At 46.1% G+C, this 23192-nt stretch carries 19 protein-coding genes; 11 read left to right on the forward strand and 8 right to left on the reverse strand.

Features of this window, described 5'->3' with window-relative positions; translation table 11 throughout:
• Positions 1-71: 71 nt before the first annotated feature.
• From A3860_RS21500 to A3860_RS21510, 3 genes are all read left to right on the forward strand, one after another.
• Entirely contained in the window at positions 72-1076 is a 1005-nt protein-coding gene (locus A3860_RS21500; protein ID WP_081149677.1) for a ligase-associated DNA damage response exonuclease, read from the forward strand.
• 6 nt (positions 1077-1082) lie between these two features.
• Positions 1083-2687, forward strand: a complete 1605-nt coding sequence (locus tag A3860_RS21505; RefSeq protein WP_081149680.1) for an ATP-dependent DNA ligase — start codon at positions 1083-1085, stop codon at positions 2685-2687.
• A gap of 163 nt (positions 2688-2850) precedes the next feature.
• Positions 2851-4233, forward strand: a complete 1383-nt coding sequence (locus A3860_RS21510; protein ID WP_081149683.1) for a c-type cytochrome — start codon at positions 2851-2853, stop codon at positions 4231-4233.
• Between the two features lie 135 nt (positions 4234-4368).
• Here the strand turns inward: A3860_RS21510 and A3860_RS21515 are convergent, their stop codons facing one another.
• Positions 4369-5985, reverse strand: a complete 1617-nt coding sequence (locus A3860_RS21515) for a T9SS type A sorting domain-containing protein (RefSeq protein ID WP_081149686.1) — start codon at positions 5983-5985, stop codon at positions 4369-4371.
• A gap of 368 nt (positions 5986-6353) precedes the next feature.
• On the opposite strand from A3860_RS21515, the gene A3860_RS21520 reads away from it, so the two are divergent.
• The 4 genes from A3860_RS21520 (at position 6354) to A3860_RS21535 (ending at position 12884) form a co-directional block, all read left to right on the forward strand.
• Positions 6354-8903, forward strand: a complete 2550-nt coding sequence (locus tag A3860_RS21520; RefSeq protein ID WP_081149688.1) for a ligase-associated DNA damage response DEXH box helicase — start codon at positions 6354-6356, stop codon at positions 8901-8903.
• Positions 8904-9726: 823 nt separating this feature from the next.
• Positions 9727-10398, forward strand: coding sequence for a response regulator transcription factor (locus A3860_RS21525; protein ID WP_081149691.1), 672 nt, complete (start codon positions 9727-9729; stop codon positions 10396-10398).
• A 331-nt stretch (positions 10399-10729) separates the two neighbouring features.
• A complete protein-coding gene (locus A3860_RS21530; protein ID WP_081149694.1) occupies positions 10730-11578 on the forward strand; it encodes an aminotransferase class IV in 849 nt (282 codons plus the stop codon).
• Complete coding sequence (locus A3860_RS21535; RefSeq protein ID WP_081149696.1) at positions 11571-12884, forward strand: cryptochrome/photolyase family protein; 1314 nt, start codon at positions 11571-11573, stop codon at positions 12882-12884. Before A3860_RS21530 ends, A3860_RS21535 begins: the two co-directional genes overlap by 8 nt.
• Here A3860_RS21535 and A3860_RS21540 read toward each other — a convergent pair.
• The 4 genes from A3860_RS21540 to mqnB form a co-directional block, all read right to left on the reverse strand.
• Positions 12881-13879, reverse strand: a complete 999-nt coding sequence (locus A3860_RS21540; RefSeq protein ID WP_081149698.1) for a phosphotransferase — start codon at positions 13877-13879, stop codon at positions 12881-12883. The genes A3860_RS21535 and A3860_RS21540 overlap by 4 nt on opposite strands.
• A gap of 214 nt (positions 13880-14093) precedes the next feature.
• The gene (locus A3860_RS21545; protein ID WP_081149701.1) at positions 14094-14549 is read right to left on the reverse strand and encodes a hypothetical protein; all 456 of its coding nucleotides are present in this window, start codon (positions 14547-14549) and stop codon (positions 14094-14096) included.
• 100 nt (positions 14550-14649) lie between these two features.
• Entirely contained in the window at positions 14650-15486 is an 837-nt protein-coding gene (locus A3860_RS21550; RefSeq protein WP_081149703.1) for a 1,4-dihydroxy-6-naphthoate synthase, read from the reverse strand.
• Between the two features lie 122 nt (positions 15487-15608).
• Entirely contained in the window at positions 15609-16295 is a 687-nt protein-coding gene (gene mqnB, locus A3860_RS21555) for a futalosine hydrolase (protein ID WP_143774210.1), read from the reverse strand.
• A gap of 129 nt (positions 16296-16424) precedes the next feature.
• On the opposite strand from mqnB, the gene A3860_RS21560 reads away from it, so the two are divergent.
• The 4 genes from A3860_RS21560 (at position 16425) to fabD (ending at position 19211) form a co-directional block, all read left to right on the forward strand.
• Positions 16425-16835 (forward strand): 6-pyruvoyl trahydropterin synthase family protein, encoded by a 411-nt coding sequence (locus A3860_RS21560; protein WP_081149708.1) that lies wholly within the window; start codon positions 16425-16427, stop codon positions 16833-16835.
• Between the two features lie 173 nt (positions 16836-17008).
• A complete protein-coding gene (locus A3860_RS21565; RefSeq protein WP_081149711.1) occupies positions 17009-17425 on the forward strand; it encodes a 6-pyruvoyl trahydropterin synthase family protein in 417 nt (138 codons plus the stop codon).
• Between the two features lie 70 nt (positions 17426-17495).
• Positions 17496-18092 carry a GTP cyclohydrolase I FolE gene (gene folE / locus A3860_RS21570; RefSeq protein WP_081149713.1) on the forward strand — a complete coding sequence of 199 codons (597 nt, stop codon included), beginning with the start codon at positions 17496-17498 and terminating at the stop codon, positions 18090-18092.
• Between the two features lie 228 nt (positions 18093-18320).
• Entirely contained in the window at positions 18321-19211 is an 891-nt protein-coding gene (fabD, locus tag A3860_RS21575) for an ACP S-malonyltransferase (RefSeq protein WP_081149716.1), read from the forward strand.
• 174 nt (positions 19212-19385) lie between these two features.
• Here the strand turns inward: fabD and A3860_RS21580 are convergent, their stop codons facing one another.
• From A3860_RS21580 to A3860_RS21590, 3 genes are all read right to left on the reverse strand, one after another.
• Positions 19386-20699, reverse strand: a complete 1314-nt coding sequence (locus A3860_RS21580) for a S41 family peptidase (protein ID WP_081149719.1) — start codon at positions 20697-20699, stop codon at positions 19386-19388.
• A 304-nt stretch (positions 20700-21003) separates the two neighbouring features.
• Entirely contained in the window at positions 21004-21453 is a 450-nt protein-coding gene (locus A3860_RS21585; protein WP_081149721.1) for a GNAT family N-acetyltransferase, read from the reverse strand.
• Positions 21454-21481: 28 nt separating this feature from the next.
• Positions 21482-23179, reverse strand: a complete 1698-nt coding sequence (locus A3860_RS21590; RefSeq protein ID WP_081149724.1) for an N-acyl-D-amino-acid deacylase family protein — start codon at positions 23177-23179, stop codon at positions 21482-21484.
• Positions 23180-23192 lie beyond the last annotated feature (13 nt).

Below are 23192 nucleotides of genomic sequence, written 5' to 3' on the forward strand. Positions count from 1 at the left end.
TTTTTTGTTTACTAAATGTTATGTATTTCGGGTACCAGGCAACCGGTACCTGGTAACTGGTAACCGATTTTATGCCACTCATATCATTTACAGACAAAGGACTTTATTGCGAACAGGGAAATTTTTACATAGATCCCTGGCAACCGGTCGATAAAGCGGTGATCACCCATGCCCATAGTGATCATGCCCGCGGCGGCAGCCGGGCCTATTTATGCCACCGCGATTCCTTACCCCTGTTAAAGTTGCGGTTAGGCCCCTACAATTACCAGTTGGTTGAATGGAATGAAAAAGTAATCCTGAACGAAGTAATAGTATCACTTCACCCTGCGGGGCACATCATCGGTTCTTCGCAGGTACGGGTTGAATACAAAGGAGAAGTATGGGTGGTAAGCGGTGATTACAAAACGGAAGCCGATGGGCTCAGCGGCATATTTGAAGCCATTCCCTGTAATACGTTCATCACCGAATCAACCTTTGGCTTACCCATTTATAACTGGAAACCACAACAGGCAATATACCACGATATCCAAAACTGGGTCCGCAGCAATGAACTGGCCAATAAAACATCTGTATTGATCGGCTATAGCCTGGGCAAGGCCCAACGGCTGTTAAAAGCGGTAGAAGAAGTACCCGGGAACATTTATGTGCATGGCGCTATCTGGAATGTACATGAAACCTTATTGCAGGCGGGTTTTAAATTACCTGCCGTGCAACGTATTACGCCCGACACGCCCAAAGAAGCATTTAAAGGAAGTGTGGTAATAGCGCCGCCTTCTGCGGAAGGCAGCTTATGGATGCGCCGCTTTGCTTCGTACAGCGTTGGCATTTGCAGTGGCTGGATGCAGGTGCGCGGTAACCAGCGCCGAAGAAATGCAGATGCAGGTTTTGCGCTCAGTGATCATGCCGACTGGAATGGTTTATTACAAGCGGTAAAAGCAACCGGGGCCGAAAAAGTGTACATCACGCACGGATTTCAATCGGTGTTCAGCAGGTACCTCAATGAAATTGGAATAGATGCCAGTGAGGTGAAGACGGAGTATGGAACGGAGGATGAAGAAACCCAATCAGCTAATTAGCACGTTATGCATTCTTTCGCCCAACTAATATATACGCTAAGTGGTAGTACCAAAACAAACGAAAAACTTCAGGCGTTGGTCAACTACTTCGCGCACGCCAATGAAAAAGATAAGGTATGGGTAATTGCCCTGTTCAGCGGACGCCGCCCACGCCGTACCGTTAGTGGCACCCAACTCGCCGTTTGGTGCGCCGAGCTGGTGAACCTGCCCATGTGGCTGTTCCAGGAATGCTATCATACGGTGGGCGATCTGTCAGAAACCATTGCCTTGCTGATCCCCGAGAAGACCAACGGTTCCACACAACACCCCGCTCAACCCCTTCATTACTATGTTGAAAAATTCCAGCAGCTCGAAAAAGCAGCAGAAGCAGAGAAGAAACTATTCATTTTGCAATCGTGGTTGGAATTGAGCAGCCGCGAACGTTTTGTCTTCAACAAATTACTGTCGGGCACTTTCAGGGTAGGCGTGTCGCAAAAACTAATGGTGAACGCCCTGGCCCGTACCGTTCAGCTCGACGCCAATGTTATTGCCCATCGTATCAGTGGCAACTGGGACCCTTCCACCACTTTATTTTCAGCGTTGCTGAGCGAGCAAAGCACCCAAACAGATCTTTCAAAACCCTACCCTTTCTACCTGGCCTATGCGCTGGAAGGTTCATTGACCGAACTGGGCGAGCCGGCCGACTGGCAGGCAGAATGGAAATGGGATGGTATTCGCGGACAGGTTATAAAAAGAAATGACCAGTTATTTGTCTGGAGCCGCGGCGAAGATCTTATCACGGAGAAATTTCCCGAATACACCATCCTGCAAAGCAAACTCCCAAACGGCGTTGTAATAGACGGAGAGATCTTACCCTACAAAAACGGACAGGTACTTAATTTCAATGTACTGCAAACCCGCATCGGGCGAAAGAACATTACCAAAAAACATTTGCAGGAAGCACCGGTTGGCCTCTTTGCATACGACCTGCTTGAACTGAACGGTGAAGACATCCGTCACCTGGCTTTGGCTGAACGCAGGGCGGCGTTGGAAGAGTTGATCGGCATGTTGCAATTGCCCTGGTTGCAACTATCCCCCATAGTTACTTTCAGCAATTGGGATGAACTGACCACCATTCGCGAACAAAGCCGGGCCATCAACAGCGAAGGCCTGATGTTAAAAAGAAGATCATCGGCTTATTTGGTTGGCCGCCGCCGGGGCGACTGGTGGAAATGGAAAATTGACCCGCTCACCATCGATGCCGTAATGGTGTATGCACAAAAAGGCGCCGGCCGGCGCAGTAACCTGTATACCGATTATACGTTTGCCGTAAAAGACGGCGATAAACTGGTGCCGTTCACCAAAGCTTATTCCGGCCTAACCGATAAAGAATTTGCCCAGGTTGATGCTTTTGTAAAAAAGAATTCGCTGGAGAAATTCGGGCCGGTGCGCACCGTAAAACCCGAACTGGTATTTGAAATAGCCTTCGAAGGCATTGCCGCCAGCAACCGGCATAAATCGGGGGTGGCCCTGCGTTTTCCCCGCATCAGCCGGTGGCGCATCGATAAACCACCCGATGAGATCAATACGCTCGACGACCTGAAGAAGATGTTGGAACTTTATGGCAAATAGGCCTGGGGTTTCAGGTCAGCGCGCAATCGAAGGCGCCAAGACACACGCATCGAGCTTCCTGAGCGTAGCCCGGGAACGAGATGCACATTGCCGGTTCACATTTAACACTCCCCGCTTTCCTGCCAAATTTCAAATTCGTAAATTCGAAGTATAATTCCTGCACATGAACAAATGGATGGTACTGGTAATCATTGTAGTAAGTGGCGTTGCGTTTACGAGCGTGTTGACCAATGTCGATTATGAACCAGTTCCTATTCCCCCCAGTGTACAACGCACGGGCGGCGATGTGCAAAAAGGATACGAATACCTCACTACCGGCGACTATGTAAAAGGCGGTATTCCCTACAGCATGTTCATCATGGGCATGGGGAAAGACAGAACCAATTACCTGAACCGTACCGGAAAAAATGAGAAGATCTCACATGAATATACGGCCGTAACTTCTACCAATGGCGAAATACTGGTAGCACCCAATTGCATGCAATGCCATGCACAGGTGTTTGAGAATAAACTGGTGATGGGCCTCGGCAATACATTTATTGATTTCACCGAAAATGAAAAGCTGAATGTAAAGAACCTGAAGACGGCGGAAAGCATGTTGAAGCTCACAGCCCCCAACAAGTACAGGGCCGCCAAACCATTTCTGGATGTAGCAAAGACCATTACGCCCTACCTTCACACCGATATCAGGGGCGTTAACGCAGCCGATCGGCTGGCAGCCGTGCTGGTAGCCCATCGCGACCCGGTAACCTTTAAATGGAACGCAGAAACCCAACTGGATATTCCGCCGGGCGTTATTCCGTCAGATGTACCTGCATGGTGGTTGCTGAAGAAAAAGAATGCCATGTTCTACAACGGGTTCGGCCGGGGCGACTTTGGCCGTTTTCTGATGGCAAGCAACCTGCTTACTGTTAATGATACGGCCGAATCGCATGAGGTAGACAGCCATATGCCCGATCTGCTGGCGTATATATATTCGCTGGAACCGCCCAAATATCCCGGCGCCATCAACACGTCACTGGCAAAAGAAGGAGAGATCGTCTTTATCAAAAATTGCTCCCGCTGTCATGGCTCCTACAGTGGCGACGAACAATATCCCAACCTGTTGATACCAGAAGCGGTTATTCAAACAGATTCGTTTTTGTGTAAGAATAATTATTCCAGTCCGCAGTTTGTGAACTGGTTCAACCAAAGCTGGTTCACTACCGGCGATCACCCTGCCCGGCTGGAACCCTTCATGGGTTATATAGCCCCACCGCTCGATGGCATTTGGGTAACCGCTCCCTACCTGCATAACGGCTCTGTGCCAACGCTCGAAGCCCTCCTCAACAGCGATCTGCGGCCCAAATACTGGAGCCGGGATTTTGACAAACCTGAATATGATTATCAAAAGCTGGGCTGGAAGTTTAAAAAAGAAGAAAAGCCTGGTGATAAATCTATTTACAATACCGACCTGCCCGGTTATGGTAACTATGGGCACAACTACGGTGATAAGTTAAAGGAGAAGGAGAGAAAAGCGATCATTGAGTATTTGAAAACGCTTTGATCCGAAACGAAAATCGGCAATCCTGCTAACCGGGAACTGGTAACTGGCTTTCACTCCCCCTTTAGGGGGCTGGGGGGTAAAAATGCCTCCCGAAAAATCGGGAGGCCTGATGTGCAAAATAACCCTCGTGTAACATCATTTAGCCAGTTTACGGAACGAAGTATTTTCGCCTGCTTTCACCTGCACCAGATAAGTACCGGGTAGCAGCGCCGACAAATTACTCATGACAATGGTATTTCTGCCCGTCAGCCCTGACTGCTGAAGCTTTCGTACCAGCCTGCCACCTGCATCGTACAGCGCTACCTGAATCATTCCGGCTTTCTCCAGTTGCATACTTATTTGCAGGATATCTGTAAAAGGATTGGGGAATACCTCGCTTGTCAGTAAAGTATTCCCTGTTCTTACTGCCACCATATTGCTATAATACATATTTCCATAATAATCCGTTTCACGTATACGGTAAAAAACCGTTCCCGTGATACCAGGCGTATGCATGTACGAATATGAAGTGGTTTGGTTATCATTGCCAGTGGCGGCCAGTTCACCTGCTGCGGTAAACGCCTGGCCATCCTGGCTATATTCAATGGTAAAGGAGCGTGCATTGGATTGTGCATAGGCGAACCAGTTCAGTTGCACCTGACTGCTATAATAATTTGCCTGCAGCGAAGAAAGTTTTAATGGCAACACCGTGCAAATATCGGGATTCGCCATAGTGGGCACATAGGTGGTGGTATCGGCCGCAACGAGGCCTGCATTGACGTTCAGGTTACTGAAAGTGCCATTGGTTACCGCCTGGTTAATGTTTAATCGTTGAGCGCCTGCGCCATAGCCTGCAATGGTTTGGTTATTGCCAATACTACCCGCCACATGCAGGCTGCCATTGCCCGTTAGCTGTCCGTTATTGCTAAAGGCGCCGCCTATTCGCAATTGCGCATTGCTGTTATCGATGCGAAAAGTACTTCCATTGATCGTATATGAGCCATGTACCCGCATCAACCCTTCATTACGCGTACCTATTGAACTGGTAAGACTGTTTGAAACTGTCAACTTCCCCAGATTGATCAGGGAATCGCTGGTACTGCCGCCGCTGAACGTGTTATTGCTGCCCTGAAAAACTGCTATATTCTGATTTTTTAATGTACCTGCTATATTAACGTCCCCGGAAACAGTTACCCGCCCCCGGTTATCAATGGTAGTACCACTGCTGGTAGTAAGGCTTTGTGAAAAATTTAAAACGCCATTATTGTTGATGGTGGCGCTGCTGCCCACATTGGTGCCCTGGCTGAAGGTCATAGTGCCACAGGCAGTATTCGAAACCGTTAGGGTAACGTTCTGGTTCCAGCTGCTTGCCCAGGTAAAGCTGCCGCTGTTGGCGATGGCAGCACCGTTACTAAGCGATACGTTGTTCATGACAACCGTACCATTATTGGTTATGCTGGAAGAGAAACTATTGGCCTGGCTGGGAGCAAATTGTCCGCCCACCTGAATTTGAATGATTGATCCCTGATTGGTAGAAAGATTACCGGTATAATTTCCGCCGTTAATGACCACCATTTGGCCGCCATTATTTATTTGAACGGCTCCGCTTACTGCACCAGTAATACAGGTAGTAGTTCCATTGGTAATTGTTCCCGTGCCATTGACAATACTGCCGGCAGGGCATTGGGCTGTTACAGCCTGGGTGGTAAATATTAACATATTTATCGCCAATAACCACCTGATATTGGCGTGGGTACGAAATAAGGGGTTCATGCGGATCGAGGGTTGGGTTGCGGCCCCTACTTCTCCAATCCCGGGCCAAATCAAAAAAGATTACTATCTGTTTTCAGCATACATTTATTCACTCATATTTAAATACCTGTACACTTTACATTTATACCATTTATAATTTTTAATGAAATACCCTTAGCGATCCTGTAAAAACATATATCAATCCATATTTATTTCCCCGTACCGGAATTTTTTTCCAAAATATGGAAGAGGGCATTAAAAGGGCTTATCCCTCCCCACTCCCCTGTCGCCTACGCAAGGCTCGGCGACCAAAGGAAAATTCACTAAATTACCCCGCAAAGGAAAAGGCATCCGGTACACATAGAAGTGTTGCGGCATGCCCTTGTGTTATGAGGCTTCAAACAACTACCGGATATACAATTATTTCAAACTGGCTGGCAAACAAAGGCCTTCACCCGTTCCCCTTCCAGGAAGAAACCTGGCAACATATAATCGATGGCAAAAGCGGATTGGTAAATGCCCCCACGGGCTGCGGAAAGACCTTCTCTGTTTTTCTGGGTTCTGTTATTGATTTTATCAATTCGCATCCCAACAACTGGCAATCAAAAGCAAATAATGGGTTACAACTATTGTGGATCACCCCGCTACGGGCCCTGGCGAAAGATATAGGCCGGGCTATGGAAGAAGTGATCAGGGAGTTGGGTATGGAATGGAAGATCGGCATCCGCAACGGCGATACCGACATCAACGAACGGCAGCGGCAAAAACGCCGCATGCCCGAGGTGCTGATCATTACGCCTGAAAGTTTGCACCTGCTGCTTTGCCAGAAAGGATACCCTGCTGTATTTGAAACCCTGCAGATCATGGCAGTTGATGAATGGCATGAGCTCATTGGTTCAAAAAGAGGCGTGCAGGTTGAGCTGGCTGTATCGCGATTAGTGGGCATGCGGCAGGCTCAATTAAAAGTATGGGGCATCTCTGCAACCATCGGTAACCTCGATCAGGCAAAAGAGGTACTGCTTTCCCCTACCGGCCGGGCCGGCGCCATCGTAAAAGCCAATATTCGCAAAGACGTTGTTATTGAATCAATCATTCCCGATGAAATAGAAAAATATCCCTGGAGCGGTCACCTCGGGCTCAAACTCATTCATAAAGTATTGCCCATCCTGAATACCAGCCGCACTACGCTCATCTTTATCAATACCCGTGGCATGAGCGAGCAATGGTACCAGGCCTTATTAACGGCAGCGCCCGACCTGGCCGGCGCCATTGCCCTGCACCATGGCAGTATTGAACAGGAGCTGCGCATTTGGGTGGAAGAAGCGTTGCATACCGGCCGCCTCAAAGCAGTTGTTTGCACCGCCAGTCTCGACCTCGGTGTTGATTTTCGGCCTGTTGAAACCGTGATACAGGTAGGATCGCCCAAGGGCGTTGCGCGCTTTCTGCAACGCGCGGGGCGTAGCGGGCATAGCCCGGGCGATGTAAGTAAAATTTATTTTCTGCCCACCCATTCGCTCGAACTGGTAGAAGCTGCCGCTTTAAAGAATGCGGTGGAAGAAACATTCATCGAAAGCCGCGAGCCCATGCTATTGTGCTTCGATGTACTGATCCAGTACCTGAGCACGCTGGCCATTTCAGATGGCTTTAAACCCCATGAATTAATTGAAGAGATCAGGTCAACGTATTGTTACCGCGATATCACTGATAGTGAATGGATGGCCATTCTGGAATTCATCACATCAGGCGGCAATGCCCTGCAGCAATACGATGAATATAAAAAGGTAGAGATCATTGATGATATATACAGGATCACCAGCCGGCGCATAGCCATGCGGCATCGCATGCATATTGGCACTATTGTAAGCGAAGCTATGATGAAGGTGAAGTTTGTAAGCGGTGGCTTTATTGGCGTTATAGAAGAATGGTTCGTCACCCGCCTGTCGCCGGGCGATGTGTTTACCCTGGCCGGGCGTAACCTGGAGCTGGTGACCATCAAGGACATGACGGCCCTGGTGCGGAAATCAAATGCTAAAAAGTCGATCGTTCCCAGTTGGCAGGGTGGCCGCATGCCATTGAGTGCGAATTTGGGGAAGAAGCTTCGCGAGAAATTTGAAGAAGCTCAACACCTGGGGCAGTCAACCAATAGTGGCAAGCACCGAAAAAAGGACAACCATTCACCACTCACCACTCCAGAGCGAAGTCGAAGCGACCGTTCACCCGACATTGAACTGCAGGTACTGCAACCGCTCTTCAACCTGCAACAACACCTCTCCCATGTGCCTGGGGCCAACGAGTTGTTGATTGAACAAATTGAGACCAAAGACGGATACCACCTGTTTGTTTTTCCGTTCGAAGGGCGATTGGTACATGAAGCCATGGCAGCTATTTTGGCCTGGCGCATCAGTAAAATAACCCCTATCACGTTTTCCTTTGCCATGAATGATTATGGGTTTGAATTGCTCAGCGATCAACCCATACCGGTTGATGACACCAATGTATATGAGTTGTTCACCCCCGATAATTTACTAGCTGATATTCAGCGAAGTGCCAATGCAACAGAAATGGCAAAACGAAAATTCCGCGATATAGCAGTTATTGGCGGCCTCATATTCCAGGGTTATCCCGGTGAGCAAAAAAAAGCGCGGCATTTACAATCTTCGGCCTCCTTGTTATTCAATGTATTCTCAGAATATGAGCCGGGGAATTTATTATTACGGCAAAGCTATCAGGAAGTGTTCGATCAGCAGATGGAAGAAGTACGATTACGGAATATGTTGGAAAGGATACAGCGATCGACCATTATCATAACTTTTCCACAGCAGCTTACCCCATTCTGTTTTCCGATAAAAGTTGACAGTATGCGCGAAAACCTCACATCGGAAAAGCTCGAAGACCGGGTAAAGAGAATGCAGGCGCAACTGAACGCGCCGGGTCCATAAAAGGGAATAAACTAGCTGATCTGTAGACTGAGTTGACTTAAATTACGATTACAGGTTTCCACATTGCTCCCAAAATGAGAATCTGACCATGCACTCAGCCAGTTGTTGGACCAGGAACAAAAAAATGCCTGCCTTTTTATTGCCGCACCGATAAGCACGAAAAAAAAGCAGGCATAGTAAATTTACACACAGCACTAACCAACAACGTTTAAAAACTTTCAGAGGATCAACAGGTTATTGACAATGGCACTCTGAAGAGAGATTCCATAAGCTAGGGATTAATACGAGCCAAACAGCCAGGCCTTTCCAGGAATTGATTTTGGGTACGCTGTTTTCAAGGGTTCACAGATGATGCAGGGAATGGATGTACGTGTTTTTACAGGGACAGTATATATTGACTAAGAGTAAAAGGCTAAAAAGAAGTTGATTGACATTGGATTTCACCGGTATTCATTGGATATTAGAATGACTTTTGGACGGTTGAATTAAAGGACTCTGGACGATACGAGGTTGCCAATCCCCGTCAATCAACTTGAATTCAAATATACTTGTGGATAACTATGTGGACAAGAGCAGAATTGCCCTATTTTATTTATTCAGTTTTTACCTGCTCAACTAGTAAGAATCACATATATCCGGGATATTAAACACAAACACACATAGTAAACTTACCTTTCAAATAGTTTTACGTATATTCCGAAATAATATAATTTCGTAAATCTGCTATAGTATTTGTCACGAAAATTTAAGACTTTGGGGGCGAAAATGAAAGTAGTGTAAACAGACATTTTCAATCCCTTATTCTATTAAAAATACAACCCGCATGAAAAAACCTGACACCGAAGGCGTTATTAAAGTAGCTATTGCCGACGACCATGCCCTGTTCAGGGCAGGCGTACGTACTGCTCTGGCTGCTAAAAGGGACGTAGAGCTCATCGCCGAAGCCGACAACGGCATGCAACTCTTGAACCTGCTCAGACACATCGAACCAGACATTATTTTGCTGGACATTCAAATGCCTATTATGGATGGTATTCAAACCCTGCCTGAGATTCGCAAACTTCGGCCAGAAGCAAAAGTGATCATTCTTTCCATGCACAATGATCATTCAATGATCAGTAAGCTCATGGAGATCGGTGCCAATTCTTATCTCACTAAAAACTCCGATTCGGAAACCATTTACCAGGCCATTAAAACCTGTTATGAACAGGAATTCTTTTTTAATGAGCTTACCAACAAGGCTTTACTTACTGGTTTGCGTACCAAGCGCACAGATATAGCGGGCCCACAGGATGTAAACCTCTCCGAAAAAGAGATCCGGGTTTTGAAACTCATGTGTGAAGAAAAGACCACCAAGGAAATTGCTGATATCGTAGAGATCAGCCCCCGTACCGTTGAAGCTATCCGCGACAAACTCAAAACCAAAACCGGCGCCAAATCAATGGCCGGGTTGGTTATGTATGCGGTTAAGAATGGTATAATAGCCCAAGACTAAATAGTTCAACGTTCCATCATCAGTCAAAATGTCTGTAAAAGTCCGAAAGCAGGTACACTGTTTTCGGATTTTTTTTGCCCGAAACCTTTGGGTAGAATAATGATACATTGCCCATAATTTATTGGCTCTTACAAGGGCCTCACAGGGACATAGCAGGGACCTAACAGGGAGCTTACAGGGAAAAACTCCTTATGAAGTCCCTTTTAGTTCCTGGTAAAGCCCTTGCAATAATCCTGTAAAATACACTATCGACCCACCATATTCCCACCCAACAATCGCTCCCTACCCAACGACTTTTTGATCATTTGTATTCTTTCCAGAACTTCACCCCATGAACAACTGGTTGTTTTACAATGAAGAGATCATTCCGGCCGATACACCCATCATATCAGCCGGTAACCGGGGATTGCGCTTTGGTGATGGTTTGTTTGAGACCATTAAAGTGGTTAATGGTAAAATGCCCCTTTTCGATCTGCATAAGGAGCGCCTGAACCAGGGGCTGGCGGTTCTGAACATTCAACTGCCCGAACATTACACCGCCGATTACCTTACCCAGATAATTCTTGACCTCTGCGGCCGCAATAATATTCCCGGCGCAGCACGCATACGCATCACTATTTTCCGGGGCAACGGCAGCCTGTTTGCCACGGAAGACCCGTATGCATCCATCATCATTCAGGCTGAACCGTTGGCCAGCGACTATCTCGCACTCAATGACACCGGTTATAGCATTGATATTTGTCCGGGTATACAGAAAAGCTGCGATCAACTGTCAAACATCAAATCGAACAATTACCTGCCCTACGTAATAGCGGCCCAATACGCCCGTCAACATCAGTTGAACGAATGCCTGGTGATGAATACCCATAACCGCATTTGCGATGGTACCATCGCCAACATCTTTCGCTTACATCAAAACACGATCTATACGCCACCTTTATCTGAAGGCGGTATAGCAGGCGTAATGAGAAAATTTTTATTGAACGAATTACCCAAAGCAGGCTATGCCATCCAGGAAAAGATCTGTACGCCCGAAGAACTGGAAGCCGCCAACGAGGTATTTCTTACCAATGCCCTGTATGGTATACGATGGGTAAAGCAGTTCAGGAACAAGGTGTATGGCAATCAATTTGTAGCAGGTTTATACGAAGCATTTATAAAACCGCTGAACAATGGGTAAGAACCAGGCTGTCAACATCTTTTGGTTTCGCCGTGATCTGCGGTTACATGATAATGCAGGGCTTTACCATGCCTTGAAAAGCGACAACCCCGTTCTGCCCATTTTTATCTTCGACACAAATATTTTAACTCAGCTGCCGGCCAGGGCCGACCGGCGGGTTGAATTCATTCATGAGGCATTAACACAATTGCAACAACAGCTGATTGAATCAGGTTCCTCTTTGATCGTATATCACGATACACCCCTCAACGCTTTTAAAAAACTGATTCAGCAATATACCATCGGCAAAGTTTTCACCAACCACGATTATGAACCCTATGCCCGCGAAAGAGATGAAAGCATTGCCCGGTTTTTAGAACAGCACCAGGTGTCATTTCACACGTATAAAGACCAGGTGATCTTTGAAAAACAGGAAGTGGTGAAAGATGACGGCAGGCCCTATACGGTGTTCACTCCATACAGCAAAAAATGGAAGGCCACGTTGAATAAGTTCTATCTGAAAACTTATCCCACTGAAAAATATTTCAGCAACTTTCATCAGCTGGCAGCCAAAGCGGTGCCTTCATTACGAGCTATAGGGTTTACCAAAACAGGGGACTCCTTTCCGTCGGCCACTGTTGATAATAAGATCATAAAACTATACGACCAACAGCGCGATCTACCGGCCATCGCAGGCACCACCCGGTTAGGCGTTCACCTGCGCTTTGGCACCATCAGTGTGCGGCAACAGGCGCAAAAAGCCATTAAGCTCAATGAAACATATTTGAACGAACTCATCTGGCGCGATTTCTTTCAAATGATCCTTTGGCATTTTCCGCATGTAGGAAAGGGCAAGGCCTTTAAAGCGGAATATGACTTTATAAAATGGCGTAACAATGAAGAGGAGTTTACCCGCTGGTGCCAGGGCAATACCGGTTACCCCATCGTTGATGCGGGTATGCGCGAATTAAATACCACCGGTTTTATGCACAACCGCGTGCGCATGATCACCGCCTCCTTTCTGGCCAAACATTTACTGATCGACTGGCGCTGGGGCGAAGCCTATTTTGCCGAGAAGCTGCTCGATTTTGAGCTGGCCAGTAACAATGGCAACTGGCAATGGGCAGCCGGCTGCGGTTGTGATGCTGCACCCTATTTCAGGATTTTCAACCCATATTTACAAACAAAAAAGTTTGACCCCGAGCTGGCATATATCAAAAACTGGGTGCCTGAATTTGAGGGATCAAACTACCCCGCTCCTATTGTTGATCATGAAACAGCCCGCAAGCGTTGTTTGGAAGTATATAAGAAAGCGCTGCAGCGCTAAACTTCAATGGCGGGCAACTGCCAATGATCGTACAGCTTTTTTATAAACACATTGATATACCGCTTCAAATACGTTTCATTCAGGAAAGTATTCGTCCAGTTTTCAAAACGATGGCTTTGCACACCCAGGTAAAAGAATAAAAGGCTTATACTGGCAGCAGGTATCAATTGCTTTTCTGCTTCGGAAATGGGCGTAACAGATTCGTAGCCTTTTAAAAAGTGTTCCAGCTTTAATTCATATTGTCCTGGCTCTCTTTCGGTATTGAATAGCTGTAACATGTAATAGGCAATATCATGCACCAGCCAGCCATTGCCACAGAAATCAAAATCAAATATGGTCACCTCTTCATTGTTGTGAATATTCATGTTATCGAACCAGATATCCAGATGCACTACCCCTTTTCGAAGCAAATGCGCGGGTGCGTTATAATATTGCCGTAACATATACCGCTGCACCCGGTACATCCATTGCATTTCTTCTGTATCAATGGATAAATATTGCTTTATCAACTCAAATGAATCCATCAACAGCACCTGTGGCGTGTATCGAACCCGTTCAATTACCAGGTCCTTCGTTACCTGGTGCATACGGGCCATAATTACGCCCAGCTTATGATGAAGCGTTTCAGAAAAGCTCAGCGTCTTTTCTCCTTTTGCATACGAGAATAACACGCCCATACGCATACCTTCAGGCGCCGGTAGTTGTTGAATATAATTACCCTGCGGATCGGGCAGGGCGAAAGAAACAGGAATGCCATTTTCTTTTAACAGGTCCAACAGTTTAAGCTCTTCAGTGATCTCGGTTTCGGATCGCCAGTTTAAACTGTATAACCTGAAAACATATTGCTGCTTACCATCTGTTACCAGGTAAACATGATTGATGGCGGCACGTATTAAACGGCAGGTAGTGCCAGCTCCTAAATGATATTGCTGTTGCAGGTACACAGCCAAATGTGTTGCCGACAGCGTGGAACACACAACGGGGAAAGGTTGCATAATTGATTATTTTTTAATATCAGCGAATTGATTAAGATCCCGTAGACGGGAGGAGCAGAGGCTGATAAAGAAGGGGCAGCGTGCAGAAAGGAACCCGACCTTTGCCGGGACACCCCACGGAAATGGGGCAGCGAATTTAAACAGTTCCGGCTTACCAGCAAAAAAAATCGAACCGTTAACAGGTTCGATTTTCAAAATTCATCTTCAATATGTTTTACTGCTGCGCCATTCTTATTGCAGTACTGCGCAGTTTGTAGTAGTAATCGTCGATATCCTGCCCCGAGCGCACTGTTAATGCAGAACCATAATTGTCTGGTTCAAGGGAGTAGGTAACACAGGCCTTGTCGTATTTGCTGCCCGATGCCCGGGACGAAAAAAAGGCATTCAGGATAATATCATTTTTGCTAAAGAAAAGTATTTGACCGGTAGAATCGCATTTGATCTTTTGCTTGGGATCGCGTTTTCCATTGATCAGCTCTTTATAGATATTTATTTCCGATTGATCTGTAATGGTTTCAGAAAGTGTATCGCCGTGGTTAAAGAATTTCAATTGCACTTTATCCACATCTTGCAAAAGTTCTGCAAAAAACTTTTTGCCTTTGTTTTTTTGGCTAATACTGCCGCAGGAAAACAATGTCAGGAGAGCTAAACCAAGGGAAACATTTTTCATATAATTACTTTTACAGTACAGCACTCGCTTTACAGATCAGGCACCCGGGTTCAATTCACATTTTACATCCCGGAAATTCAGCAAAGGGCATACCATATTCCTAAACTGCCAGAAAGATATTTTCTGTTTTTGATTTTACCTGTTTTAATTGCTCGTAAATATCCAGAAAAGTATTTACAGCGGCTCTGCCATCGGGTCCCAATTGCAAAGAATAGTTATTCACATACAGATCGATATGCTGCCGCATCACCGTTTCACTCATTTCCTGCGAATGCTGTTTTACATAATCTGTTATCAATGGGTAATTTTTGAATGCGTACTCCAGGCTTCGTTTAATTATGGCGTCTACTTTTTGCTGCAGGGCGCTGGGGAATGTTTTTTTCATTACAATGCCCCCCAGCGGAATGGGATTACCGGTTTTTTGCTCCCAGTATTCGCCCAGGTCAACCAGTTTATGCAAACCCTTTTGCTGATAAGTAAAGCGGTTTTCATGAATGATGACACCCGCATCCACTTCGCCACTCAACACAGCATCTTCAATGGCAGAAAAAACCATGAATTTCTTTTTGGCAGCCTGGGGATAAGCCAGCGAGAATAACATATGGGCAGTAGTATGCTCACCGGGAATGGCAATGGTCATGTCATTCACGTCTTTAGATTGAGCGCCTCCCTTTTTCGTAATTAACAGGGGCCCAACGCCTTTGCCAAGGGCGCCGCCGGCATTCAAAACAATATAATTATCAAGCAACAACGGCAATACGCCATAACTGATCTTGGTAACATCGAGCCGGCCCTGCAGCGCCCATTCGTTGAGCGTTTGTACATCTTCAAGCACCGGTTGTACCGTTATACCATCGGTATCGATCTTTTTGTTTACCAGGGCATCGAAGATAAACGTATCGTTGGGGCAGGGAGAAAAGCCAAGAGTAAGTTCCATTATGTTTGAATTATGTGCTTTTATTTTTAAAAGATCAGTTACAGGGTACAAGTTTCAGGTTGCCGCTTACCAATTGCCAGGGGTTCCCTTGTAACCTGAAACCTGAAACTTGCAACTCCTTCTTATCCCAAATCGCTATTCACTATCTCAATTAGCTTTTCATTTAACAGCTGAATCGCTTCTTTCATCTTCCATTTAGACTTGTCACGCTCTCCTACCATATTTGAAATGGCGCGCAATTGTATATATGGAATTTTTTCACTCAGTGCTATATAATGGAATGCAGCACCTTCCATCGATTCAACAACCGGCTGATACTTTTGTTGTAATTGCCCGATGCGTTCCCGGCGGGTAGTGATCTCATTGATAGTGACGGCTTTTACCATCGGCAGGTTGTATTGCCGTAATAATGCTGAGTTATTATTCACCAGGCTTTTACCCGTATAGGGAGTGGTAATCTGCGGCAGGCCCATATCAAAGATATCTTTGAACTCATTGTTTTCTTCGACCCCCAGGTCGCCGGTCACTTCTTCGTTCACCAGTACCAGGCTGCCGGGCGGAAAGGCAGTATCATAACTGCCGCCAACACCGGCCTGAATAAGCATATCGGGCCGGCGATTGAGAATGGTTCTGGTTAGCCAGTAGGCCGTGCTCATAGTACCAATGCCGGTGATCAGCACATCAAAGCGGTTCCTGCCAATTAAACAATCCCTTTCTGCCAAATAATTAATTGTAGGTTGAATTTCGAAATTCGTAGCGGCCGTTAGCAAAATTTCCATGGTGCAAAGAAAAGAAAGTTTGTAGTACACAGTACGGCGTTTTTAGTTCCCCGGTCCGGGGTTTTCCTGTTTGGTCGGGGGGAGTGCCGCCCCCATCCCGGTTCCTTCCTGCTATAAAATGGAGAAGCATTACCTTTGCGGCAAATTTTCGTGACAACAATGGTGTATTTGACTCGTGTTGAACATTTTAACGCCGCCCACAAACTGTACAACCCTAACTGGAGCCAGGAGCAGAATGAACAGGTCTTTGGAAAATGTGCTAATCAGAACTGGCATGGCCATAATTACGAATTATATGTTACCGTAAAAGGCCGGCCCAACCGGGATACCGGTTTTGTATGTGATGTAAAGGAATTGAGCCGCATCATTAATCAGTATGTAATTGAACATATTGACCATAAGAACCTTAATGTGGATGTACCGTTTATGAAGGACCAGCTTTGTTCAACCGAGAACCTGGCCATTGCGATCTGGAAGCAATTGCAACCCCAGTTACCGGCCGGGGTACAATTACATGGGATTAAATTGTATGAAACTCCCCGTATATTCGTGGAGTATTTCGGCGAATAGCCGGTAACCAACCCAAACAATCACAACCACAGCCTGTTATATTTTATGCTTCATACAATTTAAGGGTAAGGCAGGCAACCTGATTGGAGCGACCCTGTATCTTCAGAATATTGAATGTCGGGCAGACGACTTATAAATGATAAAAAGCATTTTTACTTTGTATCTTAAATAACATGAGCAAAAAAGTAGCTGTTTACCGTAAGGAACATTTTAATGCGGCCCACCGCTTATATAATCCTGCCTGGGATATGGCTAAGAACGATGCCGTGTTTGGGAAATGTAATAATCCCAGTTTTCATGGTCATAATTATGAGGTGATTGTGAAAGTGACCGGCGTACCTGATCCGGAAACGGGTTATGTGATGGACATGAAAATATTAAGCGAGTTGATCAGGGACCATGTGCTGGAAAAATTCGACCATAAAAACCTGAACCTCGATACTGAATATTTTAAAAAGCTCAATCCAACAGCTGAAAATATTTGCCTGGTGATCTATGATCTCTTGCGTGCGCAAATTGATGCCGGGCTCGACTTGCAGGTACGATTGTATGAAACAGAAAGGAATTTTGTAGAATATCCGGCAGAGTAAGCGGTGAATAATAGAGATTGGATATCAGCAAACATTCCGCATTAACCAATAAAAAACTAAATCAACGGAAATGGCTTACAAAAAAATTGAACACTATGAAGATAAGCTCATGCCGGGCTTAACCCACCATTACCGGGAAGCGTTGGCATTGTTGGGCGAGGATCCGGAACGCGAAGGCTTACTGAAAACGCCGGAGCGAGTAGCCAAGGCAATGCAATATATGACCCAGGGATACGATATGGATGCCAGGGCTATCTTAAATTCGGCCAAGTTCAAGGAGAATGTAAGTGAAATGATCCTGGTAAAGGATATTGAATTGTACAGCCTGTGCGAACACCATTTGCTGCCTTTCTTCGGAAAAGCGCATATTGCCTATATCCCTAATGGATATATTACCGGTTTAAGCAAACTGGCCCGGGTAGTTGATGTATATGCCCGGCGGTTACAAGTTCAGGAACGGCTTACCACCCAAATACTCGACGCCATCAAAGAAACCCTGCAACCACTTGGCGTGGCGGTAGTTATAGAAGCATCGCACCTGTGTATGATGATGCGGGGCGTACAAAAACAAAATTCAGTGACCACCACTTCGGCTTTCTGGGGCGAATTTGAGAAGAACGAGACCAGAAGCGAGTTTACCAAATTGATCTCTTCCAGGTTACATTAACAGGGGGGCTGGAAGCGCTAAATTGGCGGTAACACGTTGGAATCAGGAAACTTGTAAGACATAAAAGCATCTCATAAAACAAAGGGTGGGCGGCACGGTCGCCTGCCCTTTGATTTTTTATGAATTTTCCAATTTTTTATTTCAGCCTTAGGGCCCCGGACGGGGACTTCTTTTTTGGATAGTTAAAACCTTTGTGGCATTTTTGTTTTTTAAACCCCTTTTTACATTATGACACATGCTTTTGTGTTCCCGGGACAGGGGTCCCAGTTTCCGGGGATGGGAAAAGACCATTATGAAAACAGCGCTTTTGCGAAAAGATTATTTGAACAGGCGAATGAGATCGTGGGGTTTCGTATTTCGGATATCATGTTTAACGGCAGTGAAGAAGATCTGAAGCAAACCAGGGTAACACAGCCCGCCATCTTTCTTCATTCTGTTATTGCCTTTAAAAGTATTGATAATGCACGCCCCGAAATGGTTGCCGGTCATTCATTGGGTGAATTTTCGGCCCTGGTGGCAAATGGCGTTTTGAGCTTTGAAGATGGATTAAAACTGGTAAGCATCAGGGCACAGGCCATGCAAAAAGCCTGTGAAACAAATCCATCTACCATGGCGGCCGTATTGGGTCTTGAAGATGCCAAAGTTGAAGAGATCTGCGCCCTGGTACAGGACGAAACCAATGAGGTGGTTGTGCCGGCCAATTATAATTGCCCGGGCCAGCTGGTGATCAGCGGCAGCATAAAAGGTATTGAAGTGGCTATTGAACGCCTGAAGGCCGCCGGCGCCAAACGGGCACTGGTATTACCGGTAAGCGGCGCCTTTCACTCACCTTTAATGGAATCAGCCAAATCCGAATTGTCAAAAGCTATTGACGCTACGACCTTCTATCATCCTAATTGTCCTGTTTATCAAAACGTTGTGGCGAAAGCGGTAGGCAACAAGGAAGATATCAAACAAAATTTGATCGATCAGCTTACAAGCGCAGTAAAATGGACGCAGAGCATCAAGACGATGATCACCGATGGCGGCACCCATTTTACAGAATGCGGCCCCGGTAAGGTTCTGCAAGGTCTTATTGGCAAGATCGACAAGAAAGTTACTACGGATGGAGTAAGTTAGTTTTGAGCTAAAAGCTGCCCCTAAAACAAAAGTGGATCACCGTTATCGATGATCCACTTTTGTTTTGTTACAGGTTTCAGGTTCCAGGGCATGTGCAGTTCTCCCTTGTAACCTGAAACTTGCAACTCATTCATATTTTAACATTGACCCGTTTACAGTTCCTTATGTTACTTGCTACCTGATCATTCCTTTAAACTTTGGTTCGCCCAAACGAACATTCGAGTGCAGCACTTCTTCGGTTAACCCGGCACGTTGTTCTACCGTAAAACCCAGGCGGGCATAACTGCCACTATTTATATAACTAAGAACAGAGCTCAGGCAGGTTTCATGGGCATCGCCCCAGTCCTTATCTAACCCATCCGCTACCTGGTAATTCAGGGTCAATCCATTAAAGTAATTCCCTTCCCCGTTCTTGTTCACCGTACGGAAGGAAACCGGGAAAACATACCAGTCGAATACAGAAATAGGATAAAAACCAACCGGCTTGCCGTGGGTATGGGTAGGACCAATCAGCTGTACATCCATATAAGGCACCAGGCTGTTTATCAGCAATTCACTGGCCGATGCAGTATTCTGGCTTACAATAAAGAAAAGCCTGCTCAGGTTGAGGTTTCCCTTTTTGGCAAAGTTCTCCGTTGCATTATAGGAGGAATAGTGGTTGTTAAATTCTTCCGTTAGCATAACGCCATGATCGCCGGCAGTGGGCACCAGGTAATTGGCGAGCAAATTCTGCACCGCCACATAGCCCCCGCCGTTATACCGGAGATCTACTACCACATCCTGCACCTGTTCATTGCTGAACCGGTCAAAGATGCGTACAAATTCATTTTTGATCTCATTGGTATCGCCAAGGAAAGAATTAAATACAAAATAACCGGTCTTGCTGCTGCCGGTATTATATACAGTATCGAATAACAGGGGATGTTCTTTATAAGAAGCCGCTTTTAAAGTAATAGTAGTATCGGACCCTGTGGGGCGGCCAAATAAAAAAGTTCCGGTATTGCTTTGATATACTGATTGAATAATTGCGGTGGCATTGGCCGCGGTGATATTGGCATCACCATTGATCTGCTTAATGTGCCAGCTGCGTTTGATACCAGCTTTGCCCGCGGGAGATTCCTTTTCTACATACGATACCCGCAGATCGTTATTGGTATAGAAAAAGATGTTCAATCCAAAATCGCCACCAATGCCGGTGCTCAGCTTCTCCCAATCAGATTTCAAGATGGCAAAACTCCAACGGTCAACGGGCATAGAGAACCCGGGTTCTGAACTGAAGGTCCTGATGCCTTCCATTACGCCGTTAGGATCGGTATAGGTATGAGCGTCGAATGAAGAAGGGATATGATCATACCACAGGTAAATATCACGGGCAATGTTGGCAGCCGTATCATTCTTTACTTCACGGCTAACAGCATCATGCTCTTTTCTGCAGCTAATTAAAGTAAGTCCTATAAAAATTGCAGTCCCTGCAACAAGCGTTTTCATAAAAGAAACTGAACGTTTTTCTATGTGACCAATATCCGATATAAATATCCTAATTAAAATATAAAGAAAGTAAATCAGAATCACAGGGAGAAGGCAACCCGGATAACTTTAACAAGTTACAAATAATTGAGGAAAAAGTTTGGGTGCAGGGGGAATTTGGATTTGAGAATTGGGCAGGAAACGGAGGTTGGGGACCGAACCAGGAGATCGATTTCTGATTTTTAGATTTAGAGATTTTGCGATTTCCCCTGGTTTGAACTTTCCGAAAAATCTCAAAATCCCTAAATCCCGAAATCTCAAAATCCTACACAGTGATGCTGCAATTGATCCACTCGGGATCAAACTGCGCTTTGTATTTTTTGTAGAAATTGATAGCGGGTGCATTCCACTCAAGCACCTGCCATACAATACCATTGAATTGCTGAGCTTTAGCTTCTGTTATCAATTGATCGAACAGCATTTTGCCCAATCCATTACCCCGCATTTTTTCCGTAACGATCAGGTCTTCGAGGTACATCCGCTGCCCCTTCCAGGTACTGTACCTGATGTAGTAAAGGGCAAATCCTTCTACCTGTCCATCGGCTTCGGCCACAAAAGCCCACCAAACCGGCTGGGCGCCAAAACCGCTTTCAATAAAATGTTCCAGTGTAACAGTGACTTCATCGGGGGCTTTTTCATACACCGCCAGTTCATTGATCAGTTCCAGTAAACGGGCACAATCTTCTTTTACAGCACGTCGAATTCTTATTTCCATTGTTGTTTTAATATATTACAAAATTAACTCAATCAATTATCTGCTTTCTTACTCCCGGTCCTTTTACAAACCTGCCGGGTTTGGCGCCGGTATGTTTTCCATTTGTAAACACGGGTACGCCATTTACCAGCACCTGCTGAACACCAGTGGCAAACTGGTGCGGCTTTTCATAAGTAGCATGGTCCTGTATGGTGGCCGGGTCAAAAATAACCACATCGGCATAATTACCGGCTTTAAGCTCACCGCGGCGTTCGATCTTCAAATTGGTTGCCGGCAGCTTCGTGAGTTTGCGAATGGCTTCTGTTAATGATAACACTTTTTCGTCGCGCACATATTTTCCCAGCAAACAGGCTACGTTGCCATAAGCCCGGGGATGACAATTAAATTTCAAAAAAACGTCTTCGGGCGAAAAAGAACCTTCATCACTGCCAAAGCTTACCCAGGGTAATTGCAGTTGCTTTTTAATATTGGCTTCATCCATCAGGAAATAAATAGATTCTATGCGGGAGCTATCCTGCACAAGGAGGTCAAGCACCGTTTCTTCCGGTGAAGCGTGCCGCATGCCGGCTATTTCACTCAATGATCTTCCAATGTATTTTTTCAGGCTATCCTGTCGAAAGCCAACCAGCAAAATATGATCGGGCGAACCGGCCGCCACATAAAAGTTTTCCCAGGTGGTAGTTGGCGTAACCATGTCGTGAAGGGTTTGCTTGCGAATGGCAGGGTCCTGCAAACGCTCACGCATTTTTCCAAATCCACCATCCTGTAAAGCAGGTGGTAAGCAGGCAGTGAGGCCCGTTCCACCGGCCAGGTAGTTGTACATATCGGCCGTTATGTTCAGTCCTTCGGCGCGTGCGCGCTCAATACGGCGGATCACGCTGTCCATTTTATACCAGTTGGTTTTACCTGCCGCTTTCAGGTGATATATTTCGGCATGAATGTGTGCGCGTTTGGCAATATCGATCAGTTCTTCCACCGCTTCATACAACTGCGTGCCTTCGCTGCGCATGTGTGAGATGTAAGAACCGCCATAGCGGGCCGCTTCATCGCACAATTCAACCAGCTCATCGGTTTTGGCAAAAAAGGCCGGCGGGTATATGAGGGAAGAGCCAACGCCCAGCGCGCCTTCCTGCATAGCCTGTGCAACCAGTTTTCGCATGCTGTCTAACTCCGGGGCTGTTGGCTCACGGTTATCTTCGCCCACAATATAACGGCGAACCGTAGTGGCGCCAACAAATGAAGCCACATTGCAGCTAACGCCTTTTTGTTGCAGGTAATTCAGGTATTCGCCCAGGGTGGTCCAGTTTACTTTGTATTTAATGTCGGTTTGGTATTGCTCCATTTGTTTTTTCATGGCCGGCGTCAGCGGGCCCATACTCTCCCCTTCGCCCATTACCTCCAGGGTAACCCCCTGACGAATGTCGCTTTGCGAACGGCCATCGAGCAATAATGATTCATTGGCCCAGCTTAGCATGTTGATGAAACCGGGCGCTACGGCCATACCTTTGGCATCGATCACCTGTTGTGAATGGGCGCCGCTGAGGTCGCCGATAAATGCAATGGTATCGGCATTGATAGCGATATCGCCCTTGTAAGGCATTTTGCCATTGCCATCATAGATCATCCCATTCCGGATGATACAATCGAATTTGTTTTCCGACGATAATTTGCATGCGCTACCTGTTACAGCTATGCAACCGGCCATTAACCAGAAAAGAGCCTTCATTGTATTTCAGTTA

It is taken from the genome of Niastella vici, assembly GCF_002077945.1.
Taxonomy (GTDB): Bacteria; Bacteroidota; Bacteroidia; order Chitinophagales; family Chitinophagaceae; genus Niastella; species Niastella vici.

Bases quoted from the DNA above. Each gene is read 5' to 3' on its own strand.
- A3860_RS21500 (WP_081149677.1), top strand. From the start codon at position 72: ATGCCACTCATATCATTTACAGACAAAGGACTTTATTGCGAACAGGGA.
- A3860_RS21505 (WP_081149680.1), top strand. From the start codon at position 1,083: ATGCATTCTTTCGCCCAACTAATATATACGCTAAGTGGTAGTACCAAA.
- A3860_RS21510 (WP_081149683.1), top strand. From the start codon at position 2,851: ATGAACAAATGGATGGTACTGGTAATCATTGTAGTAAGTGGCGTTGCG.
- A3860_RS21515 (WP_081149686.1), bottom strand. From the start codon at position 5,985: ATGAACCCCTTATTTCGTACCCACGCCAATATCAGGTGGTTATTGGCG.
- A3860_RS21520 (WP_081149688.1), top strand. From the start codon at position 6,354: ATGAGGCTTCAAACAACTACCGGATATACAATTATTTCAAACTGGCTG.
- A3860_RS21525 (WP_081149691.1), top strand. From the start codon at position 9,727: ATGAAAAAACCTGACACCGAAGGCGTTATTAAAGTAGCTATTGCCGAC.
- A3860_RS21530 (WP_081149694.1), top strand. From the start codon at position 10,730: ATGAACAACTGGTTGTTTTACAATGAAGAGATCATTCCGGCCGATACA.
- A3860_RS21535 (WP_081149696.1), top strand. From the start codon at position 11,571: ATGGGTAAGAACCAGGCTGTCAACATCTTTTGGTTTCGCCGTGATCTG.
- A3860_RS21540 (WP_081149698.1), bottom strand. From the start codon at position 13,879: ATGCAACCTTTCCCCGTTGTGTGTTCCACGCTGTCGGCAACACATTTG.
- A3860_RS21545 (WP_081149701.1), bottom strand. From the start codon at position 14,549: ATGAAAAATGTTTCCCTTGGTTTAGCTCTCCTGACATTGTTTTCCTGC.
- A3860_RS21550 (WP_081149703.1), bottom strand. From the start codon at position 15,486: ATGGAACTTACTCTTGGCTTTTCTCCCTGCCCCAACGATACGTTTATC.
- A3860_RS21560 (WP_081149708.1), top strand. From the start codon at position 16,425: ATGGTGTATTTGACTCGTGTTGAACATTTTAACGCCGCCCACAAACTG.
- A3860_RS21565 (WP_081149711.1), top strand. From the start codon at position 17,009: ATGAGCAAAAAAGTAGCTGTTTACCGTAAGGAACATTTTAATGCGGCC.
- folE (WP_081149713.1), top strand. From the start codon at position 17,496: ATGGCTTACAAAAAAATTGAACACTATGAAGATAAGCTCATGCCGGGC.
- fabD (WP_081149716.1), top strand. From the start codon at position 18,321: ATGACACATGCTTTTGTGTTCCCGGGACAGGGGTCCCAGTTTCCGGGG.
- A3860_RS21580 (WP_081149719.1), bottom strand. From the start codon at position 20,699: ATGAAAACGCTTGTTGCAGGGACTGCAATTTTTATAGGACTTACTTTA.
- A3860_RS21585 (WP_081149721.1), bottom strand. From the start codon at position 21,453: ATGGAAATAAGAATTCGACGTGCTGTAAAAGAAGATTGTGCCCGTTTA.
- A3860_RS21590 (WP_081149724.1), bottom strand. From the start codon at position 23,179: ATGAAGGCTCTTTTCTGGTTAATGGCCGGTTGCATAGCTGTAACAGGT.